Below are 24,814 nucleotides of genomic sequence, written 5' to 3'. Positions count from 1 at the left end.
CTAGTTGCGCAACTCGTTTCACGTGGCTCCGGTCACGCCCGGTGGTAGGTCTTGTTCGCGATCCGCCAGGCGCCGTCGACGCGCAGCAGTGCGAAGGAGTCGGTGAAGACGTCCGGCCCGTGGTGCAGCGTCATCGTCGCGGTGCCGGTACTGCCGGTGACGTCGACGCGGTCGACCCGGCGCCGCCGCGTCGGCTCGTCGGGCGCGGGGGAGCCGGTGAACAGCGCGCAGTACTCCTCCAACGTCCACGACGTGAAGCGCCCCTCGCGCAGTCCCTCGACGTGGGCGGTCGGCAGGAACGCCCGCCGGTGGTACGACGCATCGCCGGTCGCATGGCCCGCCGCGTAGTCGCGCAGCGGCGCGAGGACCGCCGGGTCGGCGTGGGCCGGGGTGAGGAGTCCGGCGATGTCGCTGCCGGGGGCGAGCGCGCCGGCGAGCAGCGCGACGTCCTTGGCGAGGGCGCTGGCCGCGAAGTCGGCGGGGGTGGCGTCGGGCGCCTCCAGCCGGTCGCGCTTGGCCCGGACCAGGCCGCCGAGTGCGGTCCGCTCGAGGACGTCCAGCGCGAGGTGAGGGGGCAGGTCGAGCGCGGCGGCGCGGGTGCGGGCCGCGCGCACAGTGAGCAGCGCGTCGGCGAGCACGCCGTTGGCGACGAGCTTGGCGGCAGCAGCGGTGGCCGGCGTGCCGCAGTCGACGACGGTGCCGAGGTCGGCGAGGACCGCGGCGGCCGGGCCGGGCGCGCCTCCGGCAAGGAAGGTGAGGGTGCCGGCAGCGACCGCCCCGGTCGAGCCGAGGACCGGCGCGTGCAGGATCCGCGGTGCGAGCGCGGCCAGCTCGACCGCCTCGTCCGGGCCGACGGTCGCGGTGTTCACGACGACCGCCTCGACGGGCAGGCGGGTGCGCACGGTGTCGAGCACGGCGCGGCAGGCGGCGGCGTCGTAGAGGCAGAGCAGCACGACCTCGGCGTCGCGTACGGCGTCCGGCGCGGTCGCGGCGGTGCCGCCGCCGGAGCGGGTCCAGGTGGTGACGTGGTGGTTGCGGTCGGCGAGGCGGGCGGCGATGGCGGCTCCGAGGTGGCCGAGCCCGAGGACGGTGACGTGCATGGCGTCCATGCTGGCCGTCGCAGGGCTCTGCGACCAGCGCAACTCCAGCAGGCCAGACATGCGCTGATCGCATAGGTTGGCGGGATGACCCTCACCGCCTGGCGCACCTTCCTCGCCGTGCACCGCCTCGGCTCGCTCTCGGCGGCCGCGGCCGAGCTCGGGTACACCCAGTCCGCGATCTCCCGACAGGTCGCCACGCTGGAGCGGGAGGTCGGGGTCGCCCTGCTCGAACGCCGAGCGCGCGGGGTGGTGCCCACGGCCGCCGGCACCGCCTTCGCCCAGCACGCCCGCGGCGTCCTCGCTGCGGCGGACCGGGCCGTGCACGCGACGAGGGAGGCCGCATCCGGCCGGGGCGTCGTGGCCGTCGGTGCGACCCCGTCGGCCGCCGCCGGGCTGGTGCCGGCCGCGCTGCGCGGGCTCGACGCGGCCTGGACCCTGACCACCGGCCTCACCGCCGAGCTCGAGGACCTCGTCGCCACCGGCGTGCTCGACCTCGCCGTGGTCACCGACGCCCCGCCCGGCCTCGCCGCCGACGCCCGGCTCGTGCGCCAGCGGCTCGGCGAGGACGTGATGCGGGTGGTCGTCGCGGAGGGGCATCCGGCAGCGGCCGGCGCTGCGGGACTCGCGGACTTCGCCGCGGAGGCCTGGGCCGAGGACAACGAGGGCTCCGCCGCGCTGCTGCGCGCCGCCGGCGCGGCCGCCGGGTTCGCGCCGCGGATCGAGCTCGCGGCCGCCGACCTGGCGGGCAAGGTGGCGCTGGTCGCGGCCGGGCACGCGGTCGCACTGGTCCCCGGGCTGCTGGTGCCTGCCCTGCGGCGCGACGTGGTGGCGCTCGCCGTACCGGACGCGCCACGGCGGGCGATCATCGCCACCCTGCCGGCCGGACCGGAGCCTGCGGCGCCCGTGGCGGCGCTGGTCGCCGGGCTCAGCGCTGCGCTCGGAACTCCTTCATCCGCCTGAGGTAGCCGCGCAGCCGGACGGCCGGCACCGCGCGCGGCCAGTCGCCGGCGCGGAACCAGGCGTCCGACCCGCCGTCCACGAAGACCACGCTGCCGCACAGGAAGTCCGCCGCGTCGGAGAGCATGAAGACCACCCACGCGGCCAGCTGCCCGGGGTCGCCGAAGCCGCCGATCGGGACCGGGAAGGCCTTGATCCGCTTCGCCTCGGCCGGCGTCGCGAGCTGCTGCTCGAGCAGCGGGGTGAGGATCGCGCCGGGCGCGATCGCGTTGAGCCGGATGCCGGCGCCGGCCCATGCGGGGGTGACCGCCTCGCGGCGCACCCACTGGCTGACGGCGATCTTGCTGGCGCCGTACGCGAAGGTCGGCGCCATCCGCCCGAACCTGCGCAGCGTGCCGAGCGCCTTCGGCACGTCGCGCGCCAGCAGGGCGCGGACCGCACGGCGCGGAACCATCGGCACGGTCGTCGTGGAGTTGCTGGAGAAGACGACCACCTTGGCCCGCTCGGCGGCGGCCAGCGCCGGGCGCCAGGCGTCGAGCAGCTCGACGACCCCGAGGTAGTTGACCTCCGCGATCAGCCGGGCGCGGTCCCGGCCCGGTGCCGGGCCCAGGCCCGCGGCCAGCACCGCGCCGTCGAGGACGCCGCCGGCTCGCTCGAGGACGGCGGCGGCCGCCGTACGACGCCCGTCCGCGGTGGCGAGGTCCGCCACGACGTCCCCCTCCCGGAGGTCGACGCCGATGACGGTGTGACCCTCGGCGACGAGCCGGGCGAGGACGGCGGCGCCCATGCCGGAGGCCGAGCCGGTGACTGCGTAGGTACCCACGCCGCAGACTCTAGAACAGGTTCTAGTTGGTCAGCGCGCGATCCGCCCGTTCCCGGGTCACCGCGGCCCACGGGCTCCACAGGAACCAGCGCGGCAGCGCCTCGACGAGCCGGGGGAGACCGGCGACCTGGACCCGGCCGGCCTCGACGGCCTCGCCCCACGAGCAGTAGCCCTGGAAGACGTCGGACAGGGCCGGCGTGGTCGCGGTGACCTCGACGTCGACGGCGAAGCCGGGGTGCTGCAGGCAGACCGACACCTCGGTGCGCTCCATGACCAGCCAGATGGTCACGGCCTCCGGCGCGGTGTGCCGGAACTCCACGACCGTGCGGCCCGGTGGCAGCCGCTGGAGGTCGACGCGCCGGTGCATCCACCACATCAGGGTCGTCGGCGCGACGTCGTGGGGGCGCAGCTCCTCGAAGAGCCACTCGATCGCCCAGCGCCCGAGGCTGTCGATCACCCGCTCGAGGTCGCGCCCGGCCGGTGTCAGGTGGTACTCGCTGCCGCGACCCGTCGGCGCCGGCCAGGTCTCGAGCACCCCGCGGCGCTCGAGGTGGCGCAGGCGCTGCACGAGCAGCGAGCGCGAGATGCCCGGCAGTGCGCGGGCGATGTCGTTGAAGCGGGTGTTCCCGAGCACCAGCTCGCGGATGATGAGCGGCGTCCAGCGGTCCGCGACCACCTCGGCGGCCATGGAGACGGGGCAGTAGTTGCCGTAGTCGGGCATCCCTCCATGGTCCTCCCGCGCGACCCGCCGGGGTAGTCCAGAACCTGGACCAGCCGGGTCGCATTCATGGACTGGAGGCCCCGCCCGGACCGGTCCGACATTGGTTGCATGACCAGCACACTCCAGCCGACCACCGAGTCCGCCACCCGTCCCACCCCTGCCGAACGGGCCGCCGCGATCGGCCCCCGCATCGCCGCCCACGCCGCCCGCCACGACGCGGAGGCCAGCTTCGTGTCCGAGGCGTACGACGAGCTGCGGGCCGCGGGCCTGCTGCGCGCGGCCGTCCCCGTCGAGCTCGGTGGCGACGGCGCCACCGTCCGCGAGCTCGTCGCCCTGCAGCGCGAGCTGGGGCACCACTGCGGGGCGACCGCCCTCGCCAGCGCCATGCACCAGCACGTCGTCGCGTTCACCGCGTGGCGCTACCGCCGCGGCCTGCCCGGGGCCGAGGCCACCTTGCGCCGGGTCGCCGAGGAGCAGGTCCTCCTCGTCTCGACCGGCGGTGGCGACTACACCCAGCCGCAGGGTGTGGCGGTCCGGGTGGACGGCGGCTACCGGGTCACCGGCCGCAAGCGCTTCGCCAGCCAGTCCCGCCATGGCACGGTCATTTCGACGATGGCCTGCTACGACGACCCCGACCTGGGCCGCCGCGTCCTCAACCTGGCCGTGCCGGTCGCGGCCGAGGGGGTCGCCGTCGCCGACAACTGGGACACGCTGGGGATGCGCGGCACCGCCAGCAATGACATCGACCTGGTCGACGTCTTCGTCCCCGACGACAAGGTGCTCGCCAACCGCCCGTGGGGCGTGGTCGACCCGCCGCTGCAGGTCATCTCGAGCATCGCGTTCCCGATCATCTGCGGGGCCTACCTCGGTGTCGCCGAGGCGGCGTACGACGCCGCGGTGGCCGCCGCCGGCCGTCGCTGCGGAGACGTGGCGATCCAGCGGCAGGTCGGCGTGATGCGCGCGCGGATCCAGGTGGCGGTCTGGGCGCTCGACGGCGCGCTCGCGCTGGTCGGTGACGATCCGACGCCGTCCCGGGCGAGTGTCCTGGCGGTGATGACCGCCAAGGCGGAGGTCGCCCGGGCCGGCATCGAGGTCTGCGACCTCGCGATGGAGGTCGCCGGCGGGCCGGCGTACTTCCGCGGCTCGGTGGTCGAGCGGTGCTACCGCGACATCCGGGCCGTGAAGTTCCACCCGTTCACGCCGGAGCAGACCCTCGTGCACCTCGGCGCCGACGCACTCGGCGAGCCGGTGCCGATCACCGAGTGAGGCCGAGCACCCCGGCGTCGTACGCCTTGAGCACCGAGGCCTTGTCGTCCGCCGTCAGGTCACCGTCCGTCACCGCCTCGTCGAGCCGGTCGGAGAGGTCCTGGCGACGCTCGGCCTCGTGCGCGGCACGGACCTCGTCGAGCGCCGCGGTCACCTTCGCCTGGTCGAGGCCGAGCTCCCCGGCCAGCGCCTTCGCCAGCGCGGCCTCGCGCTCGGCGCGCTCGGCGTCGGTCGGGGGCGTGGGGGACTCTCCCTCGGCGGGCTCGGCGGCGGCGTCGGGCCTCAGCTGGTCGCGTACGGCGTCGAGGGCGTCGGTCAGGTCGTTCTCGCTCACGCCCAAGGCCTTCGCCAGGGCGGCGGGGTCGAGGCCGGGGCCAGGGCCGCCGCGACCGCCGGGTCCGCCGGGACCGGGGCGGCCCTGGTCGGCGGTGGCGCTCGGCGTGCTCGTCGTGTCGTCGGCGTTCGCGGCCAGGGCGGTGGCGCTCGCGCCGCCGGCGACGGCGCCGGCTGCCAGCAGGGCGGCGGCACGCATGCGGTACTTGCTCATCGGTGCTCCTCTCGTCTCGCCCGCGTCGGTGCGGGCCTGCCTCGACCTTCCGCGGCGAGGCTGGGCCCGGACTGCGGCCGTGCTGGCAGGACGCTGTGAGTGCCGCTAACACGTCAGTCTTGACTAACGCGTTAGTGGGCTCGCCCTGGTCTGAACCGCACCCCATTCGTTCTGGTCGTCATCCGGCTCGATCGGCGACCAGAACGCATGGGGCGCGGCGGCCCGCCGCCACGCACGCGGTGATGCCGACCACAGGTGAAACGGTGGTGGGGTACTCTGAGCCCACCACCGGACGCCGTCCTCGCGACGAGAACCGGTGACGTACGCCGATCGGTGCCCTCCCGCAGCAGCGCGAGCCGCCGGTCGAACCAGCTGATGAACCGGGGTCGCCGTGTGTCGGCGGCCGCTTGGAAGGAAGCCTGTGGCTCGAGGAGGCCAGCGGGGGGCGACGCAGCAGCGTCGTGGCTCGCAGTCGGCGCGCACGCGTCGCAACGAAGAGGGCATCATCCCGCAGCTCGCCCGCGCGGTGCGCGAGGTCGAGGCAGCGGTCGCGCGGCGCTCGGCGATGCCGGAGGTGCGCGCGAAGTTCCAGGTCGTGGCGCTGCTGGCGCGCGAGGAGCGGGCCCGGGTCAAGAACGACACGGAGCTGTCCGACAGCCGCCGCGGCGAGGAGCTCAAGCGGCTCGACGGGATCGCCACGATCCTGGCCCAGACCGCGGCGCGCGACAGCACGCTGTTCACGCTGCTCGACGAGAACGCCGAGATCTCGGAGTCGGCCAAGGCGATGCGTCGCGAGCTGCTGCGCAAGGCCGGCGTGGACGAGCCGGAGCCCGAGCCGACGCCGGTCACCGTCGACCCGGAGCTGGCGGCGCTCGCCGAGAAGCGGGTCACTCCGCTGTCGGTGCAGGCCTACCAGCTCTCGCACCCCTTCCTCGCACCCGACTTCGCGCACGCCCGGGTCAAGGTCCCGCCGCGGCGGCTGGCCGGCTGGGAACTGCTCGAGCCGCTGTTCCGCTCCTTCGAGCGGGCCGCGCCGGACGCGCCGGCCTGCATGCCGCTTCCCGACGCCGACCAGCTCACCGCGCTCACCGGCCGGCACGCGCCGGTCGGGCGCGAGCTGATGGAGCACCAGGCCCAGCTGATCGCCTCGGCCGCCGAGGGCCACCGCACCTACCTGCTCGCCGACGAGCCGGGGCTCGGCAAGACCGCCCAGGCGCTGCTCGCCGCCGAGGCGGCGGGCGCCTTCCCGTTGCTGGCCGTGGTCCCCAACGTGGTCAAGACCAACTGGGCGCGCGAGGTCGAGATCTGGACGCCCAACCGCCGCGCCACCGTGCTCCACGGCGACGGTGACGACGCCGACGGCTTCGCCGACGTGTTCGTCGTCAACTACGAGATCCTCGACCGCCACGTCGGCTGGCTCGGCACCCACGGGTTCCGCGGCATGATCGTCGACGAGGCGCACTACATCAAGAACAAGACCTCGCAGCGCTCGCAGAACGTGCTCGAGATCGCCTCGCGGATCCGCTCCCGGATCGCGCGCCCGCTGATGATGGCACTGACCGGCACCCCGCTGATCAACGACATCGAGGACTTCCGCGCGATCTGGCAGTTCCTCGGCTGGATCGACAACGTCGTGCCGCAGGGCCCCCTGATGGAGGCGCTGGAGGAGACCGGCCTGACCCCGGCCGACCCGGCGTTCTACCCGGCCGCGCGCCGCGCCGTCATCGAGCAGGGCATCGCCCGGCGCCGCAAGATCGACGTCGCCGCCGACATCCCGGCCCGCCGCGTCGCCGACATCCCGGTCGAGCTCGAGGGCGAGGCCGGGCGCTCCATCCGCAAGGCCGAGCAGGAGCTGGCCCGGCGGATGGTGGAGCGCTACGACGCCGCGATCGCCACCCGCCGTACCGGCGCCGAGGTCGAGGGGATCGACCACCGCCTGGTCCGCCAGGTCGCCGGCTGGGAGCGTGAGGACAACTCGACCAAGACCGGCGAGAACGTCTTCACGATGATGCGCCGGATCGGGCAGGCCAAGGCCGGCCTCGCGGCCGACTACACCGCCCAGCTGGCGCGCAACGTCGGCAAGGTCGTCTTCTTCGCCAAGCACATCGACGTCATGGACACCGCCGAGAAGACCTTCGCCGAGCGCGGGATCCGCTACAGCTCGGTGCGCGGCGACCAGTCCTCGACCACGCGGCAGAAGGAGATCGACGCCTTCGTCAACGACCCGGACGTCCAGGTCGCGGTCTGCTCGCTCACCGCGGCCGGCGTCGGGCTCAACCTGCAGGTCGCCTCCAACCTGGTGCTCGCCGAGCTCTCCTGGACCGACGCCGAGCAGACCCAGGCCATCGACCGGGTCCACCGGATCGGCCAGGCCGAGCCGGTCACCGCCTGGCGCGTGATCGCCACGCAGACCCTCGACACCCGCATCGCCGAGCTGATCGACAAGAAGGCCGGGCTCGCCGCCCGCGCCCTCGACGGTGCCGGCGAGGAGGTCGAGGGCGGTGCCATCGACCTGCAGACCGAGGCACTGGTCGCGCTGCTCACCGCCGCGCTGGAGGCCCGCGGGGACGCCGCCTGACCCGGTGTCACACTCCGCCGACCCGTCTCGTCCACCTGTCATGAAGCAGATCGCAGTAGCAGGCGGAACGGGACTGGTCGGCGCGATGGTGGTCGCGGAGGTACGACGCACCGGCGCCACGCCGGTCGTCATCGCTCGCTCCGCCGGGGTCGACCTGACCACCGGCTCGGGGCTGGCGGAGGCCCTCGACGGCGTGGACGCCGTCATCGACGCGAGCAACGTCGACACCCTCAGCGCGAAGCGCTCGGTCGCCTTCTTCGAGGCGGCGACCGGTCGCCTGCTCGCCGCGGGGGCGGAGGCGGGAGTGCGCCACCACGTGGCCCTCTCCATCGTCGGGTGCGACCGGGTCGACCTGCCCTACTACCTCGGCAAGCGCCGTCAGGAGGCGCTGGTCGCGGCCGGGCCGGTGCCCTGGTCGGTGCTGCGTGCCACCCAGTTCCACGAGTTCGCCGGCCAGATGATCGAGCGCAGCCCGCGGCCGTTCGCGATGGCATTGCGGATGCGCACCCAGCCGGTCGCGGCCGGCGAGGTCGCCGCCGCGCTGGTGGCCGCCGCCCTCGGCGAGCCCGCCGGGCTGCTGCCCGACCTGGGCGGACCGCGGCCCGAGGACCTGGGCCGGATGGTGCGCGCCGTCGTCCGGGCGCGGGGGTCGCGCCGGATCGTCGTACCCGTGCCGATGGCGGGCCGCACCGGCCGCCAGGTCGAGCAGGGTGGCCTGCTGCCCGGCCCCGGTGCCACGCTGGGCACCATGACGTTCGACGAGTGGCTCGCGCGTGTGTGACCCGGTCGCGCGGGTCCAGGCGCTGGCGGGGGAGTACGACGCCCTGCGCCCGCGGATGGTCCGCGTCGCCTATGCCATCCTCGGCAGCCGCGCCGAGGCGGAGGACGTCGTCGCCGACTGCTGGACCCGGCTGGTCGACGCCGACGCCCGCGAGCCGGTCCGCGACCTGACGGGCTGGCTGACCGTGACGGTCGCCCGCGCCGCGACCGACGTGCTGCGCTCGGCCCGCGTCCGCCGCGAGTCCTACGTCGGCCCGTGGCTCCCCGAGCCGTTCCTCGCCGCGGTCCAGGCCGATCCCGCCGACCGGGTCACCCTCGACGAGACGGTGAGCTATGCGCTGGCCGTGGTCCTCGAGTCGCTCTCGCCCGCCGAGCGGACCGCCTGGGTGCTGCACGACGTGTTCGGGATGGGCTTCCCCGAGGTCGCCGACGTCGTCGGCCGCACCCCGGCCGCCGTCCGCCAGCTCGCGTCCCGGGCCCGCGCCCACCTCGCCGCCCAGCCGGCCCGCTTCGAGGTCGACCGGACCACCCACGAGGAGGTCCTCGGCCGCTTCCTCGCCGCGGCCGCCGGCGGCGACCTGGCCGCACTGCTGGAGACCCTCGACCCCCACGTCGTGCTCACCTCCGACGGCGGCGGCGTGGTCAGCTCGGCCCGCCGGCCGGTCCACGGCGCCGACCGGGTCGCCCGGTTCCTGGTCGGCCTGGTCGCCAAGTACGCCGGCGACGTCGAGGTCGAGCTGGTCGAGGCCAACGGCGCCCCGGCCGTCGCGCTGCGCGAGGACGGCGTGCTCACCTCGCTGCTGGTGCTCACGGTCGTCGGCCGCCGCGCCACCCGGGTCGACCTGCTGCGGGCGCCGGCCAAGCTGGCGCTCGCCGACCGCTGAGCGCGGCTCAGCAGGCTCAGGCGTGGTTGAACCGCAGCCCGTTCGGCACCTGGTCCGGGCTGTCGGCGTACGCGCTCATCGCCTGCGTCGCGCGCCGGAAGTAGGCCGAGATCTGCCGGCCGGCGTGCCCGTCGATGCCGACGTCGGCCAGCGCCCGGTCGAACAGCTCCAGGCAGACCTCGTCGAGCTCGGCGTGCTCGCCGTTGCCGGCGTGCAGCCGCTGCATCGAGCTCTCGTCGCCGTAGCCCGCCGTGTACAGGGCGGGGCCGCCGAGCGCCTCGCTGAGGTACGCCGCCAGCCGCTCGTCGTGCTGGGGGTGCAGCTCGTGCTCGAACGGGTGGGCCGCGACCGGGTCGGCCAGGCACAGGTCGTGCCACCGGTTGCACAGGTCGAGGAGGGCGTCGAAGCCGCCCGCCTGCTCGTAGAGCGTGGTCACGCGATCAGGGTGCCGTGACCGGGTCGGCCTGTCGAGAGGCGGCGATCCTCCGGTCGGCGTACCGGAAGCCGGCGATGAGCGCCGCGAACAGGGCGGTGATCCCGAGGCAGACCACGACCACCGAGCCCCAGCCCTCCTCGCGGAAGTCGAGGAACGGGTAGGGGACCCACCGGGTGGCGCCGGCGACGGCCAGGGTCACCGCGAGCCAGGCGATCGGCCAGCCGAAGGCGATCGCGATCGCGCGCCCGTCGGTGCGGGGCCGCGGGCCGCAAGCGAACCAGCCGACGACCGCGAGCACCGGCACCAGCATGTGCAGCATCTTGTCGGCCACCCAGTCCGCGCCGTCGAGGTCGAGCAGCGGGCGGAGCAGGAGGAAGTGCACCAGCCCGGTCACGGTGATGCCGACGGTCGAGGCCAGGCGCACCGCCCGGAACGCCGCGCCGTCGCGGAGCGGGTCGCGGGCCAGCAACGTCGTGGCGACGGCGACCAGGAGGTTGCTCTGGATCGTGAAGTAGGCGATGAGCCGGGCCAGCCGCAGTCCGAGGCCCGGTGGCTCGACCTCGTCGAGCACCCGGCCGCCCTGGACCACCAGGACCAGCTGCAGGACAAGCGCGGCGACGGTGACCACCGCGGTCAGGATGTGCCAGGCGCGGGCGGTGCGCATCAGGCCTCCTGTTCCTCGGCGGAGGGCGGGGTGAGCAGTCGCTGGATCGCGTCGCCGTACGTCGAGATCACCACCTCGGGGTCCGCGGCGGTGACGATGGGGTCGCGCTGGAGGAAGAGCAGGTTGAGCAGCCCGCCGAGCTGGGCGACCGCGAGCGCGACCCGGAGCTCGGGGTTCGGGCCGGACAGGCGCGGGGTCAACGGGGCGACGTACGTCTCCGCGGTGTGGCGGATCATCTCCTCGCGCACCTGGTCGTGGTGGGCCGCCTGGGCCAGGGCGACGTACCGCTGGCGGATGACCGGCCGGCGCGGGTCGAGGAAGTACGCCACGAGCCGCCGCCCGACGGTCTCGAGCGGGCCGTCGAGGACGGTGCCGATGCCGAGCGAGGTGTCGACCGTGCGCAGGAAGAGCGCCTCCTTGGACCCGAAGTGCCGGATCACCAGCGCGGGGTCGACACCGGCCCCGGCGGCGATCGCGCGCACCGACGCGCCGTCGAAGCCGCGCTCGGCGAACAGGCTCCGGGCGGCGTCCTCGATCGCGCTGCGCGTGGCGCGGCCGGCGGGCCGGAGCTCACGGGGGCGCTGCGCGTCGGGCGAGGTCTTCGTCACAGCGCAACCGTAGGGCATCCCCGGGCTCGGTCAACACTGTTGACACAGCACGGTCAACGCCGTTGACTCAGCCCTCGTGACTGCGACCTCCTCCGCGCCGGCGACCGGCGCATCCGGCCCCGGTACGACGCAGAGCGCCCCCCGCTCCGCGCTGCTCGTCGTGGCCGTGCTCTGCTTCGGCGGCCTCACCGCCTCGCTCACCCAGACCATGGTGATCCCGATCCAGGGCGAGCTCGGCCGGCTGCTGCACACCAGCGAGGCCAACGCCTCGTGGGTGGTCACCGCGACCCTGGTCGCCGCGGCCGTCGCGATGCCGATCGCGGGCCGGCTCGCCGACCTGTACGGCAAGCAGCGCGTGCTGGTCATCAGCGCGCTGGTGCTGGTGCTCGGCTCGCTGATCTGCGCCCTCAGCGGGAGCCTGGCGCCGATGCTCGCCGGCCGTCTGCTGCAGGGCTGTGCCATGGGCTTCGTGCCGGTCGGCATCGCGCTGCTGCGCGAGGTCACCCCGCCGCGGCTCACCGCCACGGCGATGGCCGCGATGAGCGCCACGCTCGGCGTCGGGGGCGCGGTCGGGCTGCCGCTGTCCGCGTGGATCGTCCAGGACTTCAGCTGGCACACCCTGTTCTGGGTCTCCACGGGCCTGGCCGCCGTCGTCGCGCTGGCCGTGGTCCTGCTCGTGCCGCACGTGCGCGACGCGGTGCCCGGCGGGTTCGACGTGGTCGGCGCCGTCGGCCTGGCCGTCGGGCTGGTCGCGCTGCTCGTCGCCGTCTCGAAGGGCAACGAGTGGGGCTGGACCGACGGCCGTACCCTCGGCCTGCTCGTCGCCGCGGTCGTCGTGCTGCTCGCCTGGGGCGGCTACGAGCTGCGCACGACAGACCCGCTGTGCGACCTGCGCACCACCGCCCGCCGCCCCGTCCTGCTCACCAACCTCTCCGCCATCGCCATCGGGTTCGGCATGATGGCCCAGGCGATCGTCATCCCGCGGCTGCTGCAGTCGCCGGCCGCGACCGGCTACGGCCTCGGCCAGAGCCTGCTCGAGACCGGCCTGTGGATGGCACCCGGCGGCGTCGTGATGATGGTCTTCTCGCCCGTCTCCGGTCGCCTGATCCGGGTCATCGGCGCCCGGGCGACGCTGATGATCGGCGGCACCGTGCTCGGCCTGGGCTACCTGTTCGCCCTCTTCCTGATGGACGCCGCCTGGCAGATGATGATCGCCACCTGCATCACCTCGGCCGGCGTCGGCATCGGGTACGCCGCCATGCCGACCCTGATCCTCGAGTCCGTGCCGCTCGCCGAGGCCGGCTCGGCGGTCGGCATCAACGGGCTCGTCCGCTCCATCGGCACCAGCGTGTCGTCGGCCGCGATGGCGGCCGTCCTGACCGCCTCGACCCTCGACCTGGGCGGCTACGCGCTGCCCACCGAGAAGGCCTTCGCGATCTGCTTCGGGGTGGGTGCGGCGGCGGCGTTCGCCGGCGTCCTCCTCGCGGCCGCCGTCCCGCGCCGGCGCCACTCGAGCAGCCTTTGACACCTGTTCAATAGCCGTGACAACCGATCACGGGTAAATCCGGAACCTCTCCGTTCACCGCTCGTTGATACCGACGAAACGACAGGTGCGGTGACTGGGGGGTTCCGCACCGTCGCAGCGGCCCCGGGGCATCGCCCCGGGGCCGCGCTTCGTCGTACCGGTGGGTAAGGATGGTCCCGTGTCCGGCCCGCTGATCCCGTCCGACCCGACGACCGATGCCGTGCGCCGCAGCGCGCTGCGCAGGATGCGCACGGTCGCCGTGTCGCTGCTGCTGCTCGCCGCCGCGGTCTACGTCGCCACTCTGCGCAAGGACGGCGTGTGGGGCTACGTCAACGCCGGGGCGGAGGCCTCGATGGTCGGTGCGATCGCGGACTGGTTCGCGGTGACCGCGCTGTTCAAGCACCCGCTCGGTCTGCCGATCCCGCACACCGCGCTCGTGCCCAAGCGCAAGGACGACCTCGGCAAGGGGCTCGAGCAGTTCGTGGGGGAGAACTTCCTCCAGGAGGACATCATCCGCGAGCGCGTCCTCGGCGTGCAGATCGCGCAACGGGTCGGGGACTGGCTCGCCGTACCCGCCAACGCCGAGCGGGTGGTCACCGAGGGCTCCGAGATCGCCGCGCTCGCCCTCGGCAAGGTCCGCGACGACCACATCGAGGCGTTGGTGACCGAGGCGCTGGTGCCGCGGTTCCGCGAGGAGCCGATCGCCCCGCTGCTCGGCGGGCTGCTCGCCGAGGCGATCCGCGACGACCTCCACCACGGCCTGGTCGACCTGATGCTCGAGGAGATGCACGGCTGGCTGCTCGCCAACCCCGACACCGTCCACGACGTGCTGGGGGAGCGGGCACCCTGGTGGGCGCCCGACTCGGTCAACACCTACGTCATCAACCGGCTGCACCTCGAGATGGTCCGCTGGCTCACCGAGATCCGCGACAGGCCCGACCACCGGGCCCGGCGCGCGCTCGACTCGATGCTCGGCCAGCTCGCCGACGACCTGCTGTCCAACCCGGCCACCCAGGAGCGCGCCGAGCGGCTCAAGGACCGGGTCCTCGACCACCCGGCCGTCATCGCCAGCGCCATCTCGCTGTGGCAGGCGCTGCGCAAGGCGCTGCTCAGCTCGCTCGGCGACCCGCAGGGCGCCGTACGCCGCCGGCTGCTCGTCGAGGTCGACGGCGCCTCCGCCCGCCTGCGCTCGGACGCGGCGCTGCGCGAGCGGCTCGACAAGATGGCGGCCGACGCCGCGGTCTTCGCCGTCGACAGGTACGGCGCCGAGCTGACCGCCGTCATCACCCACACCATCGAGCGGTGGGACGGCAAGGAGGCCGCCCGGCGCATCGAGCTGCATGTCGGCCGCGACCTGCAGTTCATCCGGATCAACGGCACCATCGTGGGCGGCCTGGTGGGGGTCCTGATCCACACGATCTCGGTGGTGCTTCACTGATGGCCATGTTCGGACGCAGGCGCAAGGAGTCGCAGTCGGCGGGCCCGGTGCCCGTCGACGTCCCGATCCGCGACGAGTCGATCCGGCTCGGTCAGTTCCTCAAGCTCGCCAACCTGGTCGACTCCGGTGCCGAGGCCAAGCCGGTGATCGCCGACGGGCTGGTCAAGGTCAACGGCGAGGTCGACACCCGCCGGGGGCGTCAGCTCCACGTCGGGGACGTCGTGGAGCTGCAAGGGCAGGCTGCCCGGGTCGCCCACGGCGACGTACCGGACAACCTGCCCTGGTGAAGCGGGTGGAGCTGGTCGAGCAGGGGCTCAGCTGACGCCGAGCAGGTCGACCACGAAGATCAGCGTCTCGCCGGGCTTGATGACGCCGCCGGCGCCGCGGTCGCCGTACCCGAGGTGCGGCGGGATGACCAGCTGGCGGCGGCCGCCGACCTTCATGCCCTGCACGCCGGTGTCCCAGCCCTGGATGACCTGGCCGATGCCGAGGCGGAACTGGAGCGGGGTGCCGCGGTTGTACGACGCGTCGAACTCCTCGCCGCTGGACAGGGCGACGCCGACGTAGTGGACCGACACGGTGCTGCCGGCGGTGGCCTCGTCACCGTCGCCGACCGTGAGGTCGGTGATCACGAGGTCGGTGGGCGGGGTGGGGTCGACGAAGTCGATCTCGGGCTTCTGGCTCATCCGGCCAGCCTAGATGGTGCCTCGGCGGCCTCCCCCATCAATGCCTCACCACTCGGGCGAGCGGGTTAGGCTGCGCCCAGCGTCCCAACCGTCGGGTGGTTCGGGGCATGGGGGCAGGGACGTCTCGGGGGTGGGACAGGTGCGGGTCAACGCGACGGGAGCGGAGTCCTGGTCGTCGCCAGGGCAGGCCACGCGTCTCGTGCACGCCGCGGGCACCCATCCGGGCCGGGTCCGCCAGGTCAACGAGGACTCCTCGCTGGTCGCGCCGCCGCTCTTCCTGGTCGCCGACGGCATGGGCGGCTACGCCCGCGGCGACGTCGCGAGCCGCCTGGTCGTCGAGTCCTTCGAGTCGCTCGCCAGCCTCCACGAGGTGCAGCCGGCCGACGTCGAGGCCGCCATCGCCACCGCGCAGACCCGGGTCGCCTCGCTGGCCGCCGAGTTCAGCTCCGCGCCGGGCTCCACGCTGGTCACGGCGGCCTACGTCCTCGAGGACGGGCGCGGCTACTGGCTGCTGGCCAACATCGGCGACTCCCGGGCCTACACGTACGCCGGCGGCGTCCTCGAGCAGATCTCCAAGGACCACTCGGTCGTCCAGGAGCTGATCGACGCGGGCCACCTCACCCGCGACGAGGCCATCGGCCACCCCGAGCGGCACGTCGTGACCCGCGCGATCGGCGCGCTGACCACCTCGGAGGCCGACTTCGCGCTGATCCCCGCCGAGCCCGGCTCGCGGTTGCTGCTGTGCTCCGACGGCCTCACCTCGGAGCTGTCCGACACCGCGATCCTGCACATCCTGTCCGAGGGCATGGCTCCCGACCGGACCGTGCTGACCCTCGTCGACGCGGCGGTCGCGGCCGGAGGCCACGACAACGTCACCGTGGTCGTCGTGGACGTCGAGGGCGTCGGTGTCACCGCGCCCGCCGCCGAGCACACCGCCCCCGGCCGACAGGGCGGCCGATGACCAGCTACCTGCCGGGCGAGCTCGCCACCCTCGTCACCGACGAGGGGGTCGTGGTCTCCACCCCGGACCGGCTCGCCGAGGTGGCCGCGCTGCGCGAGCGCGACCTCGAGGCGCCGACGGTCGTGGAGGTGCTCTCGCGCGGCGACCTGCGCGCCCTGCCCGAGTTCGCCGCGGTGCGCCTCGACGGCACGGAGGCCCGGATCCTGGTTCGCGGCGGCCTGGTCGTGCGGGTCGACGGGTTCGCCGTCGACGGCCGCGACGCGACCATGTGGACCGAGGCCACGGCCACGCTGAGCCCCGGCGCAGTGGTCGAGGTCGCCCCGCTCGGCGCGCCGGCTGCCGGTCCCGAGCTGCCGCTCGCCGGTGGCGTGGTCCGCAGCGCCGGGGTGACCTGGCGCCCGGTGCTCTGCGGCACCTCCGCCCCGGTTCCCGCCGCCGCTCCCACGCCGCCCCCGCCGCCGGCCGCGCCCGCCGCACCGCACGCCCCCGCGTCGGAGTACACCGTCGTGCGCGGCAGCCAGCGCCCCGCCGTACCCCCTCCGGCCGGGCCGGACGCCCCGACCACCCCGCCGCCCTCGGCCCCGCCCTCGGCCCCGCCCTCGGCCCCGCCGCCGGCATGGCAGCCGACGGGCACGGTCGACCCCTCGCCCGAGCACGACGGCCGCACGATCACCCCCGCCCAGCTGCAGGCCCTGCGCGCCGCCGCGGCGCCGGGTGCGGCCCCGCACGGCACTCCGCCGGGCGCCCCGCCCAGCGCCCCGCCGCCCACCCTGCGCCTGCCGTCGGTGCCGGTCCGTCCCTCGGTGGCCCTCGCCCTCTCGACCGGCCGGGTGGTCCCCGTGCGGCGCCGGGTCCTCATCGGCCGCAGCCCCCGCATCCAGCAGGTCGGGGGCAGCCAGAACCTCCCGGCCCTGGTCACCGTGGACGACCCCTACGTGTCCAGCACCCACCTGGAGGTTTCCGCCGACGGCGGCCGGGTGACCGTGACCGACATGTCCACCAACGGCACGCTGCTCGCCCGCCAGGGCCGCGTCCCCGTCCCGCTCGACCGCGGTGTGGTGACCGAGGTCGCCCTCGGCGACGTGCTGACCCTGTCCAAGGGCCTGACCGCGACCGTCGTCCCCGCCCCGGACGAGGTCTGAGCAGGGCACGATGCAGCAGCCACCGCAGATCCCCGGCTTCCACTTCGTCGACCTCGTCGGCGAAGGCGGCTTCGCCGACGTGTTCCGCTACCAGCAGGAGCTGCCGACCCGCCAGGTCGCGATCAAGGTGCTGCGCAGCGGCAGCGACGCCGCGTCGATCGAGCTGTTCCGCGCCGAGGCCAACGTGATGGCCCAGCTGTCCAACCACCCCTCGATCGTGCCGATCTACCAGGCCGGGGTGAGCTCGGACGGCCGGGCGTTCCTGGTCATGGAGTACTGCCCGCCGCCCCACGTCGCGCAGCGCTACCGGGCCCAGCCGCTCGCCGTCGCCGAGGTCCTCGACATCGGCGTCAAGATCGCCAGTGCCGTCGAGACCGCCCACCGGGCCGGCATCCTGCACCGCGACATCAAGCCCCACAACATCTTGACCAGCACCTTCGGCGTGCCGCTGCTCACCGACTTCGGCATCGCCTCGGTGGTGGGGGAGACCGGTGCCGGCGCCCAGGGCCTCTCGATCCCTTGGTCGCCGCCCGAGTCGCTGGCCGCCGACAGCCACGACGTGCGCAGCGACGTCTACTCGCTGGCCGCGACCCTCTACTCGCTGCTCATCGGGCACCCGCCGTTCGAGCGCCGCGACGCCGCCAACGACAACGCCTCCCTGATGACCCGGATCGAGCGCGGCCAGCTCACGCCGCTGCGCCGCCCCGACGTGCCGGCATCCCTGGTCGACGTGCTGCGGCGGGCGATGTCCGTCGAGATCGAGCGCCGCCCCGTCTCGGCGATGGTGCTGGGCCGCCAGCTCCAGGACGTGCAGATCGAGCTGCGGCAGTCGCCGACCCGGCTCGAGGTGATGGACGCCTCGCCGTCCGCGCTCGGCGAGGAGCACCCCAACGACGCCCGGACCCTGGTCCGGCCGGTCTCGGTGATCATCCCGGCGGCGGTGCACGAGCGGCTCGGTCCGCTGCAGCCCGGCGCCGACGAGGACACCCTCAACCCGGGCCACTCCGGCCATTCCGGGCACTCCGGGCACGCCGCGCACTCCGGACACCGCGGCACGACCGGCGGCCGGTCCGCCCGCCGCACGGGTCCGCAGCGCTCCGAGGCCCGCCGCCTCGGCGTACCCGCCCGGATCGGCATCGGCGTGGTCGCGGCGATCCTCCTCGGTGCGGTCGGCTACGCGCTGCTCGCGGGCAGTGCCGGCGACGACAAGGGCAAGGACGGGACCCTGCGCGGCGAGGACCCGCCCGACCCGGTCGAGCTGCTGGACCGCCCGGACCCACCGGTCGTGACCAAGGCCGGCAAGGGCATCCGGTGGACCTTCACCTGGGCGCCCGCCGATCCCCGCAAGGGCGACGAGTTCAAGGTGCTGCTCTCCGGTGACGGCGTGGAGCCGGCGCCCCCGGAGTACACCGACGCCACCAGCAAGACGCTCACCGTCAAGCGCAACGCGACGGTGTGCGTCCAGGTGGCGCTCTCCCGCGAGGGCGGCCAGACCTCCGCCCTCTCCAAGGTCGAATGCGTGACGGGCAGATGACGACGATGACCAGGATCCGCCGATGGCGCCGTACGGCGTCCGCCACCGTCCTCGCGCTGGTGGTGGGCACGCTCGTGGTGCTCGCCTTCGAGCACGACGGCAAGCCGTTCACCGAGGTCGACCTCAACGACGGCGGCGTGTGGGTGACCAACAACCAGCTGGGGCTGGTCGCGCGGCTGAACCCGCAGATCAAGGAGCTCGACCTCGGCGTCGACGCCGGCAGCACCGACTTCGACATCTTCCAGCGCGCCACCAGCCTGTACGTCGACGACGACTCCACCGAGCGCATGGTCAAGCAGGTCGACGTCGTCCGTGCGAACGTGCTCGACCCGACCTCGCTGCCGACGGGTGCGATCGTCGCCAACGGCGGGTCCACGTTCGCCGTGGTCGACCCGGTCAGCGGCGACGCCTGGGTCCGCTCGGCCGAACGGTTCCGCGGGTTCGCCGCCAAGGAGACCACCCCCGACCTCAAGCACGCCCTCACCGCCGCGGTCGGGACCGACGGCCGGGCGTGGGTCCTGGGCCGCGACGGCAAGGTCACCTCCTTCACCCTCGACGAGAGCGGCGCCGCCGTCGAGGGCGACACCCACGAGCTCGGCAAGGGCGTCGGCACGGACCCGGCGATGGTCGCACTGACCGTGGTCGGCGACGTCCCCGTGCTCTTCAACCGGTCCTCCTTCGAGCTCTCCCGCCCCGGCACGAAGCCCGTCGTGCTCGAGACCGCCGACCCGTCCGAGGTCGAGCTGCAGCAGCCCTCCGACGAGAGCGACGACGTCTATGTCGCGACCCGGGAGGGCCTGCTGGTCACTCCCGTCGGCGGCGGCGAGGTGCACGAGGCCAGCAGGGGCAGCGTCTCGGGCCGGCCGGCCGCCCCGGTCCAGATGACCGACACCGGCTGCGTCTACGCCGCCTGGTCGGACCCGGGCTCGGCCCACAACTACCTGCGCGACTGCGCGGGCAGCGACCGCGACGACACCTTGCCGATCCCGGGGATGCAGCCGGGCGCCTACCTCCAGTTCCGGGTCAACCGCGATGTCGTGGTCCTCAACGACTCGGTGACCGGCGACGCCTGGCTGGTCCAGGACCCGGGCAAGGCCAAGATCGACAACTGGCCCGCGGTCGACCCGCAGAACGAGAACAAGTCCAAGCTCAAGGAGATCAGCGAGGAGGTCCCCGAGCAGGAGAACCGCGCGCCGGAGCCGGAGGACGACCACCTCGGTGCCCGGCGGGGCCGCACGACGGTGCTGCCGGTCGTGGCGCTCAACGACCACGACCCCGACGGCGACATCATCAGCATCGCGAAGACGACCCACGTCGGCGGCCCGGAGCTGGAGGTCAAGATCGTCGGCGGCGGCACCCAGCTGCAGGTCACCGTGCCCGGCGACGTCACGGGCACCTCGACCTTCCGCTACTACGTCACCGACGGCCGGGTCAACGAGCAGGTCTACGCGACGGTCACCCTCGACATCGAGGAGAACGACAAGAACGTCAAGCCGGAGCTGATGCCGAAGCGGGACCCGAAGCTGACGGTCGCCAGCGGCGCGAGCTCCAGCTACTACCTGCTCGCCGACTTCTACGACAAGGACGGCGACGACCTGACCCTCACCTACGCCGACGCGCGTGGCGGCGAGGTCGAGTACCGCCCGGACGGCACCATCACCTTCACCGACAACGGCACCGGCGCGAAGGTCACCGAGATCGACTACACCATCGAGGACGGCACCACCGTCTACGACGGCAAGCTCCCGGTGGAGATCCTCGGCGACACCGCGCCGCCCGAGCTGATCCCCGACCTGGCCTCCGGCATCGCCGACACCGCGGTCGTCGTGCAGCCGCTGACCAACGACCGCAACCCCGAGGGCACCGACCTCACCCTCAAGAGCGTCAAGGTGCTCGGCGACGACGCCGGCACCGAGATCTCCAAGGACCTCGAGGGCGGCACCTTCACCTTCACCGCCGACAAGGCGCGCAGCTACTACCTCGCCTACACCGCCTACAACTCCTCGGCGACCAGGTCCTCGGTCATCCGGCTCGACATCGAGTCGCCGCCCAAGGACAACCGGCCGCCGATCGCCGTACGCGACAAGGCCGCCATCACGCCGGGCGGCAGCGCCCAGGTCGACCTCCTGCTCAACGACCTCGATCCCGACGGCGACGTGCTCGTCGTCAAGCGGGTCGGGCCGCCGTCGGTCCCCGGCGTGAAGGTCTCCGTGGTCGACAAGCGGATCGCCGTGGCCAGCTCGACGGCCGACCTCACCGGCCGTCCGGCCACCGTCGACTACTGGGTGTCCGACGGCCGCAGCACCGTCACGGGCCAGCTGGTGATCACCCAGCGGCGCTCGACGAAGGAGAACCGGCACCCGATCGCCAACAAGGACCAGGTCACGGTCCGCGCCGGCGCGGTGACGACGATCCCGGTGCTCGCCAACGACTCCGACCCCGACGGCGGCAAGCCGCGGCTGTTCCAGTCCGACCTGCGCAACGAGGACCTCGACGTGTGGGTGGCCGGCGACACGCTGCGCCTGCGCGCGCCCGAGGAGCCCGGCAACTACTCGGTCTTCTACGGCGTTCGCGACGCCGAGGGCCTCAAGGCCTCCGCGGAGGTCGCGATCTTCGTGATCCCCGACTCCGCCAAGAACAACCATCCGCCCCTGCCGCAGCCGATCACCGACCGGGTGATCGCCGGGCGGCCGAAGGTGATCGGCGTCGACCTCGGGGGAGCCGACCCCGACGGCGACTCGGTGGCCTTCCGCAGCATCCTCACCGCCCCCTCGCTCGGTCGTGTGATCGACACGGGCGTCGACTGGATCCGCTACGAGGCGTTCGACGACAAGTTCGGCACGGACTTCTTCCAGATCCTGGTCCAGGACAAGTACGGCGCGACCGGGGTCGCCGAGGTCCGTGTCGGCGTGGTCCCCGAGGAGACCGAGAACCAGGCGCCGGTCGCGATCGACGACAGCGTGCTGGTGCAGCCGAACCGCACCATCTCCTACAACGTGCTCTCCAACGACGCCGACCCCGACGACGACGCGCTGCGGATCGAGTCCCTCAACCCGGACGACAAGGCCAAGCACGACAACGGCTTCGTCGAGCTCGCCGTCGGCGACGCTCCCGAGACCGGGTCGGCGGCCACCAACCTCGGCTACACCATCGAGGACGCCGCAGGGGCCAAGGACAACGCCGTGCTCAAGGTGACCGCGAGCCGCGACGCGCCGTTCTATGCGCCGATCGCCCGCGACGACGTGGCCGACCTGGGCGACATCATCGGCCGCGACCCCGGCGAGATGGTCGAGGTCCCGGTGCTCGACAACGACCTGGACTTCGACGGCGCGAAGGCCGACCTGCGGGTCACCGGCTGCGACGCGGGCAGCAAGGGCATGTGCGAGGTCGCCGCTGACGAGGCGAAGGTGCGGATCGAGCTGGCCGCCCAGGACCAGGTCGTGCTCTACCAGCTCGACGACGCCGACGACGAGTCCTCCGGGACCTTCGGCGTCATCTACGTGACCGGCACCGACAACGTGCCGCCCCAGCTGACCACCGACAAGGACCTGGTGCCGGTCAAGGCCGTCGCCGGCAAGCCGGTCACCTTCGACCTCAAGGACGTCGTGGTCACCCGGGCCGGCCGCGAGCCGCAGATCGTGCCCGACTCCGTGCCGTCGGCCGTCAACGGCCTGGTCGAGGTCTCCGAGGCCTCGCCGACCTCGCTGGTCTTCACGCCCACGCGCAACTACGTCGGACCGGCCTCGGTCACCGTCAAGGTGTCCGACGGGCGCACCGCAGCCGAGGACGCGGCGCTCACCTCGCTGCTCACCGTCCCCGTCGACGTCGAGCCGTCGGGCAACGTCGCCCCGCAGATGCGCGACGCCTCGATCGACGTCACCGAGGACGGCGACGCCGGCGAGGTCGACCTGTCCGGCCTGACCCGCGACGCCAACAAGGACGACCTGAAGTCGATGACCTGGTCGGTCGAGTCGGCCGACAACGGCCTGGACGCCCGGATCGGCTCCGACAGCAGCATCTTGAGCATCAAGGCCGGCGGCGGCGTCAACGACGGCGACGCGCTGCAGGTCAAGGTGCTCGCCGACGACGGCCACGGCGGCACCGACGAGGGCGTGGTCACCGTGCGGGTGGTCGGCAGCGACCGTCCGCTGCTCGACATCCCGGCGATCAACCTGACGGCGACGCGCGACGAGGAGACGACCGTCGACATCGCCGACTACGCGGTGAACCCCTATCCAGGCGAGCCGATCCAGGTCCGTGAGGCACGGCGTGACGGCGGCAGCGGCCGGCTCGAGGGGGTGAAGACCGACGGCTCCACCGTCCGGTTCACCCCAGTCGAGACCGGTACGTCGATCCTCCGCGTCACCGTCGCCGACGCCTCCGACGATCGCGAGCGCGACGCCACCGCACGGATCACGGTGACCGTGGTCGCCGTACCCGATGCGCCGGACCGGCCGTTCCTGTCGTCGGTGGAGGCCTCCTCCGCGGTGCTGACCTGGCAGGAGCCGGCGACCAACGGCGCAGCGATCGACCAGTACGAGGTCTCGGGCGACAACGGCTTCAAGCAGACCTGCACCGACACCACCTGCCGGCTGGTTGACCTGACCCCCGGCAAGGCCTACACCTTCCGCGTCCGGGCCCACAACAGCGAGGGCTGGAGCGAGCAGGGGCCGGCCTCCGAGCAGATCATCCCCAACAAGGCGCCGGAGCTGATGTCGCCGCCGACGATCGTGGTGGAGTCCAAGCCCACCGGTGGACGGATGGACCGCCAGCTCACGCTGCGCTGGTCGCCGCCTGCCAACGAGGGCTCGCCGATCACGTCGTACGAGATCAAGGAGGCGGGCAGCGCGACGACCTGGACCGCCGGTGGCAACGACACCTCGCGCGTGATCCCCGGCCTCGACAACGGGACGCCGTACGCCTTCGAGATCCGGGCGGTCAACGACGTCGAGCCGCGCCGCCAGTTCTCGGGACCCTCGAAGGCCGTCGCGCCGTTCGGCGTACCGATGAGGTCCGGTGTCGCGCCACAGCTGACCGCCAGCGAGGACGGCGCGGTCAGCCAGGACCCGTGGGTGCGCATCGACTGGTCTCGGTGGTCGGAGTCGCAGAGCAACGGCAACGCGGTCTCCTCCTACGAGATCACGTGCAACGGCTGCAGCCGCTCGACGTACACCGTCGACGGGTCGGCGACCTCGAAGACCTTCGACCCCAGCGACGGGATCCAGAAGGGCAAGACGGTCACCTTCACCATCGCCGCCACCAACGACGCGGGGACCAGCGACCGCAGCCCGAGCGTCTCCGGACGTCCGTGGACCAGGTCCGGGCCGGTCCAGAACCTGACCGAGGTCGGCACCTCTCCCTCGGACCGCACCGCCGTGATCGCCTGGGACCCGCCGGCCGACGACGGTGGTCTCGCGATCCGCCACTACGTCGTGCAGTCCGGCGGCACCTACCAGACCTTCGACAGCGCCCCGGGTGCCGGTGGACGCGCGATCACGTTCGTCGACAACGGCAGTCACGACGTCAAGGTGTGGGCCGTGACCTTCAACGGCAACAGCGCGGTGGACGGGCAGACGGCGACGCGCTACGGGGTCAAGACGTGGGGACAGCCCTTCGCGCCGACGAGCTCCGGCTCGGTGGAGAGCAACTACTACCGCATCGACCTGCCGATCGCCGAGGGCCGCGAGAACGGCATGCCGGTCACCGGCGTCGAGATCAGCGTCGACAACGGCGCGTTCACCCCGCTGACCGGCTCCGGCTACGGGGAGGTCGTCGACCAGGGCGGCACCCAGCGCACGATCCGGGCCCGGACCGTCTCCACGGCCGAGGGCGAGCGCAAGTACAGCCCCGTGGCCACCTTCATCGCCAAGTCGAAGCCGAAGGCGCTGTCGGTCAGCATGGCCTGCAACAGCAACAACACGAGGTGCTCGGTCAACCTCTTCGCGGCAGGCTTCCTCCAGCAGCCCAACCCGACCCACTTCACCGTGTCCGGCGCCAACCTGCTCAACAACGACCCCGCGACCTGCAACACCGACCAGTCCGTCAACGGGGGCTACAACGGCTCCGGGTTCGGCAACTGCTACTACGACGGGCCCGGCAACGTCAGCATCACGGTCGCCGGCATGACAGCCAAGAACTACTAGTCCGTCGGGACAACGGAAAGG

Annotated in this window: 20 protein-coding genes; 12 read left to right on the top strand and 8 right to left on the bottom strand. The window is 73.3% G+C overall.

Going from position 1 to position 24,814, the window contains the following annotated elements; all coding sequences use genetic code 11:
* Window positions 1–32 precede the first annotated feature (32 nt).
* Complete coding sequence (locus QI633_RS16820; RefSeq protein WP_282426395.1) at window positions 33–1,160, bottom strand: nuclear transport factor 2 family protein; 1,128 nt, start codon at window positions 1,158–1,160, stop codon at window positions 33–35.
* A 24-nt stretch (window positions 1,161–1,184) separates the two neighbouring features.
* Here QI633_RS16820 and QI633_RS16815 point away from each other — a divergent pair, with 24 nt between their 5' ends.
* Window positions 1,185–2,060 (top strand): LysR family transcriptional regulator, encoded by an 876-nt coding sequence (locus tag QI633_RS16815; RefSeq protein ID WP_282426394.1) that lies wholly within the window; start codon window positions 1,185–1,187, stop codon window positions 2,058–2,060.
* On the opposite strand, the gene QI633_RS16810 is transcribed toward QI633_RS16815, so the two are convergent.
* Complete coding sequence (locus tag QI633_RS16810) at window positions 2,026–2,880, bottom strand: SDR family oxidoreductase (RefSeq protein ID WP_141798155.1); 855 nt, start codon at window positions 2,878–2,880, stop codon at window positions 2,026–2,028. The genes QI633_RS16815 and QI633_RS16810 overlap by 35 nt on opposite strands.
* 22 nt (window positions 2,881–2,902) lie before the next feature.
* On the bottom strand, window positions 2,903–3,601 hold the full coding sequence (locus tag QI633_RS16805) for a helix-turn-helix domain-containing protein (protein ID WP_141798156.1): 699 nt from the start codon (window positions 3,599–3,601) through the stop codon (window positions 2,903–2,905).
* A 108-nt stretch (window positions 3,602–3,709) separates the two neighbouring features.
* On the opposite strand from QI633_RS16805, the gene QI633_RS16800 reads away from it, so the two are divergent.
* The gene (locus QI633_RS16800) at window positions 3,710–4,867 is read left to right on the top strand and encodes an acyl-CoA dehydrogenase family protein (RefSeq protein WP_141798157.1); all 1,158 of its coding nucleotides are present in this window, start codon (window positions 3,710–3,712) and stop codon (window positions 4,865–4,867) included.
* Here QI633_RS16800 and QI633_RS16795 read toward each other — a convergent pair.
* Window positions 4,857–5,414 (bottom strand): hypothetical protein, encoded by a 558-nt coding sequence (locus tag QI633_RS16795; RefSeq protein WP_282426393.1) that lies wholly within the window; start codon window positions 5,412–5,414, stop codon window positions 4,857–4,859. The genes QI633_RS16800 and QI633_RS16795 overlap by 11 nt on opposite strands.
* Before the next feature lie 421 nt (window positions 5,415–5,835).
* On the opposite strand from QI633_RS16795, the gene QI633_RS16790 reads away from it, so the two are divergent.
* From QI633_RS16790 to sigJ, 3 genes are read left to right on the top strand one after another with little or no spacing between them, the layout of a single operon-like run.
* Window positions 5,836–7,992, top strand: a complete 2,157-nt coding sequence (locus QI633_RS16790; RefSeq protein WP_282426392.1) for a DEAD/DEAH box helicase — start codon at window positions 5,836–5,838, stop codon at window positions 7,990–7,992.
* 40 nt (window positions 7,993–8,032) lie between these two features.
* The gene (locus tag QI633_RS16785) at window positions 8,033–8,773 is read left to right on the top strand and encodes an NAD(P)H-binding protein (RefSeq protein WP_141798160.1); all 741 of its coding nucleotides are present in this window, start codon (window positions 8,033–8,035) and stop codon (window positions 8,771–8,773) included.
* The gene (gene sigJ / locus QI633_RS16780; RefSeq protein ID WP_282426391.1) at window positions 8,766–9,656 is read left to right on the top strand and encodes an RNA polymerase sigma factor SigJ; all 891 of its coding nucleotides are present in this window, start codon (window positions 8,766–8,768) and stop codon (window positions 9,654–9,656) included. The genes QI633_RS16785 and sigJ overlap by 8 nt, the downstream gene beginning before the upstream one ends.
* A 16-nt stretch (window positions 9,657–9,672) precedes the next feature.
* On the opposite strand, the gene QI633_RS16775 is transcribed toward sigJ, so the two are convergent.
* The 3 genes from QI633_RS16775 to QI633_RS16765 are packed head-to-tail and all read right to left on the bottom strand — an operon-like array spanning window position 9,673 to window position 11,364.
* Complete coding sequence (locus QI633_RS16775) at window positions 9,673–10,092, bottom strand: oxidoreductase (RefSeq protein ID WP_141798161.1); 420 nt, start codon at window positions 10,090–10,092, stop codon at window positions 9,673–9,675.
* Between the two features lie 4 nt (window positions 10,093–10,096).
* The gene (locus QI633_RS16770; protein ID WP_282426390.1) at window positions 10,097–10,756 is read right to left on the bottom strand and encodes a Pr6Pr family membrane protein; all 660 of its coding nucleotides are present in this window, start codon (window positions 10,754–10,756) and stop codon (window positions 10,097–10,099) included.
* On the bottom strand, window positions 10,756–11,364 hold the full coding sequence (locus QI633_RS16765) for a TetR/AcrR family transcriptional regulator (protein ID WP_282426389.1): 609 nt from the start codon (window positions 11,362–11,364) through the stop codon (window positions 10,756–10,758). The genes QI633_RS16770 and QI633_RS16765 overlap by 1 nt, the downstream gene beginning before the upstream one ends.
* Before the next feature lie 76 nt (window positions 11,365–11,440).
* On the opposite strand from QI633_RS16765, the gene QI633_RS16760 reads away from it, so the two are divergent.
* The 3 genes from QI633_RS16760 to QI633_RS16750 all read left to right on the top strand — a co-directional run bounded on the left by QI633_RS16760 (window position 11,441) and on the right by QI633_RS16750 (window position 14,614).
* A complete protein-coding gene (locus tag QI633_RS16760) occupies window positions 11,441–12,889 on the top strand; it encodes an MFS transporter (protein WP_282426388.1) in 1,449 nt (482 codons plus the stop codon).
* Between the two features lie 178 nt (window positions 12,890–13,067).
* Complete coding sequence (locus QI633_RS16755) at window positions 13,068–14,327, top strand: DUF445 domain-containing protein (protein WP_282426387.1); 1,260 nt, start codon at window positions 13,068–13,070, stop codon at window positions 14,325–14,327.
* A gap of 5 nt (window positions 14,328–14,332) precedes the next feature.
* Window positions 14,333–14,614, top strand: a complete 282-nt coding sequence (locus tag QI633_RS16750; RefSeq protein ID WP_141798163.1) for an RNA-binding S4 domain-containing protein — start codon at window positions 14,333–14,335, stop codon at window positions 14,612–14,614.
* A 27-nt stretch (window positions 14,615–14,641) separates the two neighbouring features.
* Here the strand turns inward: QI633_RS16750 and QI633_RS16745 are convergent, their stop codons facing one another.
* Window positions 14,642–15,013, bottom strand: coding sequence for an FKBP-type peptidyl-prolyl cis-trans isomerase (locus tag QI633_RS16745; RefSeq protein WP_141798164.1), 372 nt, complete (start codon window positions 15,011–15,013; stop codon window positions 14,642–14,644).
* Window positions 15,014–15,143: 130 nt separating this feature from the next.
* On the opposite strand from QI633_RS16745, the gene QI633_RS16740 reads away from it, so the two are divergent.
* The 4 genes from QI633_RS16740 to QI633_RS16725 are packed head-to-tail and all read left to right on the top strand — an operon-like array spanning window position 15,144 to window position 24,793.
* Window positions 15,144–15,974, top strand: coding sequence for a protein phosphatase 2C domain-containing protein (locus QI633_RS16740; RefSeq protein ID WP_160158219.1), 831 nt, complete (start codon window positions 15,144–15,146; stop codon window positions 15,972–15,974).
* The gene (locus tag QI633_RS16735) at window positions 15,971–17,116 is read left to right on the top strand and encodes an FHA domain-containing protein (protein ID WP_282426386.1); all 1,146 of its coding nucleotides are present in this window, start codon (window positions 15,971–15,973) and stop codon (window positions 17,114–17,116) included. The genes QI633_RS16740 and QI633_RS16735 overlap by 4 nt, the downstream gene beginning before the upstream one ends.
* A gap of 10 nt (window positions 17,117–17,126) precedes the next feature.
* On the top strand, window positions 17,127–18,650 hold the full coding sequence (locus tag QI633_RS16730) for a serine/threonine-protein kinase (protein WP_141798167.1): 1,524 nt from the start codon (window positions 17,127–17,129) through the stop codon (window positions 18,648–18,650).
* A 5-nt stretch (window positions 18,651–18,655) separates the two neighbouring features.
* A complete protein-coding gene (locus QI633_RS16725) occupies window positions 18,656–24,793 on the top strand; it encodes an Ig-like domain-containing protein (RefSeq protein ID WP_141798168.1) in 6,138 nt (2,045 codons plus the stop codon).
* Window positions 24,794–24,814 lie beyond the last annotated feature (21 nt).

Origin of the sequence: Nocardioides sp. QY071 (assembly GCF_029961765.1) — a bacterium.
Classification (GTDB): Bacteria; Actinomycetota; Actinomycetes; order Propionibacteriales; family Nocardioidaceae; genus Nocardioides.
This window is presented reverse-complemented; position numbering and strand designations above follow the sequence as displayed.

Coding starts and splice junctions, on each gene's coding strand:
- QI633_RS16820 (WP_282426395.1), bottom strand. CDS start 1,160: ATGTCTGGCCTGCTGGAGTTGCGCTGGTCGCAGAGCCCTGCGACGGCC.
- QI633_RS16815 (WP_282426394.1), top strand. CDS start 1,185: ATGACCCTCACCGCCTGGCGCACCTTCCTCGCCGTGCACCGCCTCGGC.
- QI633_RS16805 (WP_141798156.1), bottom strand. CDS start 3,601: ATGCCCGACTACGGCAACTACTGCCCCGTCTCCATGGCCGCCGAGGTG.
- QI633_RS16800 (WP_141798157.1), top strand. CDS start 3,710: ATGACCAGCACACTCCAGCCGACCACCGAGTCCGCCACCCGTCCCACC.
- QI633_RS16795 (WP_282426393.1), bottom strand. CDS start 5,414: ATGAGCAAGTACCGCATGCGTGCCGCCGCCCTGCTGGCAGCCGGCGCC.
- QI633_RS16785 (WP_141798160.1), top strand. CDS start 8,033: ATGAAGCAGATCGCAGTAGCAGGCGGAACGGGACTGGTCGGCGCGATG.
- QI633_RS16770 (WP_282426390.1), bottom strand. CDS start 10,756: ATGCGCACCGCCCGCGCCTGGCACATCCTGACCGCGGTGGTCACCGTC.
- QI633_RS16750 (WP_141798163.1), top strand. CDS start 14,333: ATGTTCGGACGCAGGCGCAAGGAGTCGCAGTCGGCGGGCCCGGTGCCC.
- QI633_RS16745 (WP_141798164.1), bottom strand. CDS start 15,013: ATGAGCCAGAAGCCCGAGATCGACTTCGTCGACCCCACCCCGCCCACC.
- QI633_RS16735 (WP_282426386.1), top strand. CDS start 15,971: ATGACCAGCTACCTGCCGGGCGAGCTCGCCACCCTCGTCACCGACGAG.
- QI633_RS16730 (WP_141798167.1), top strand. CDS start 17,127: ATGCAGCAGCCACCGCAGATCCCCGGCTTCCACTTCGTCGACCTCGTC.
- QI633_RS16725 (WP_141798168.1), top strand. CDS start 18,656: ATGACCAGGATCCGCCGATGGCGCCGTACGGCGTCCGCCACCGTCCTC.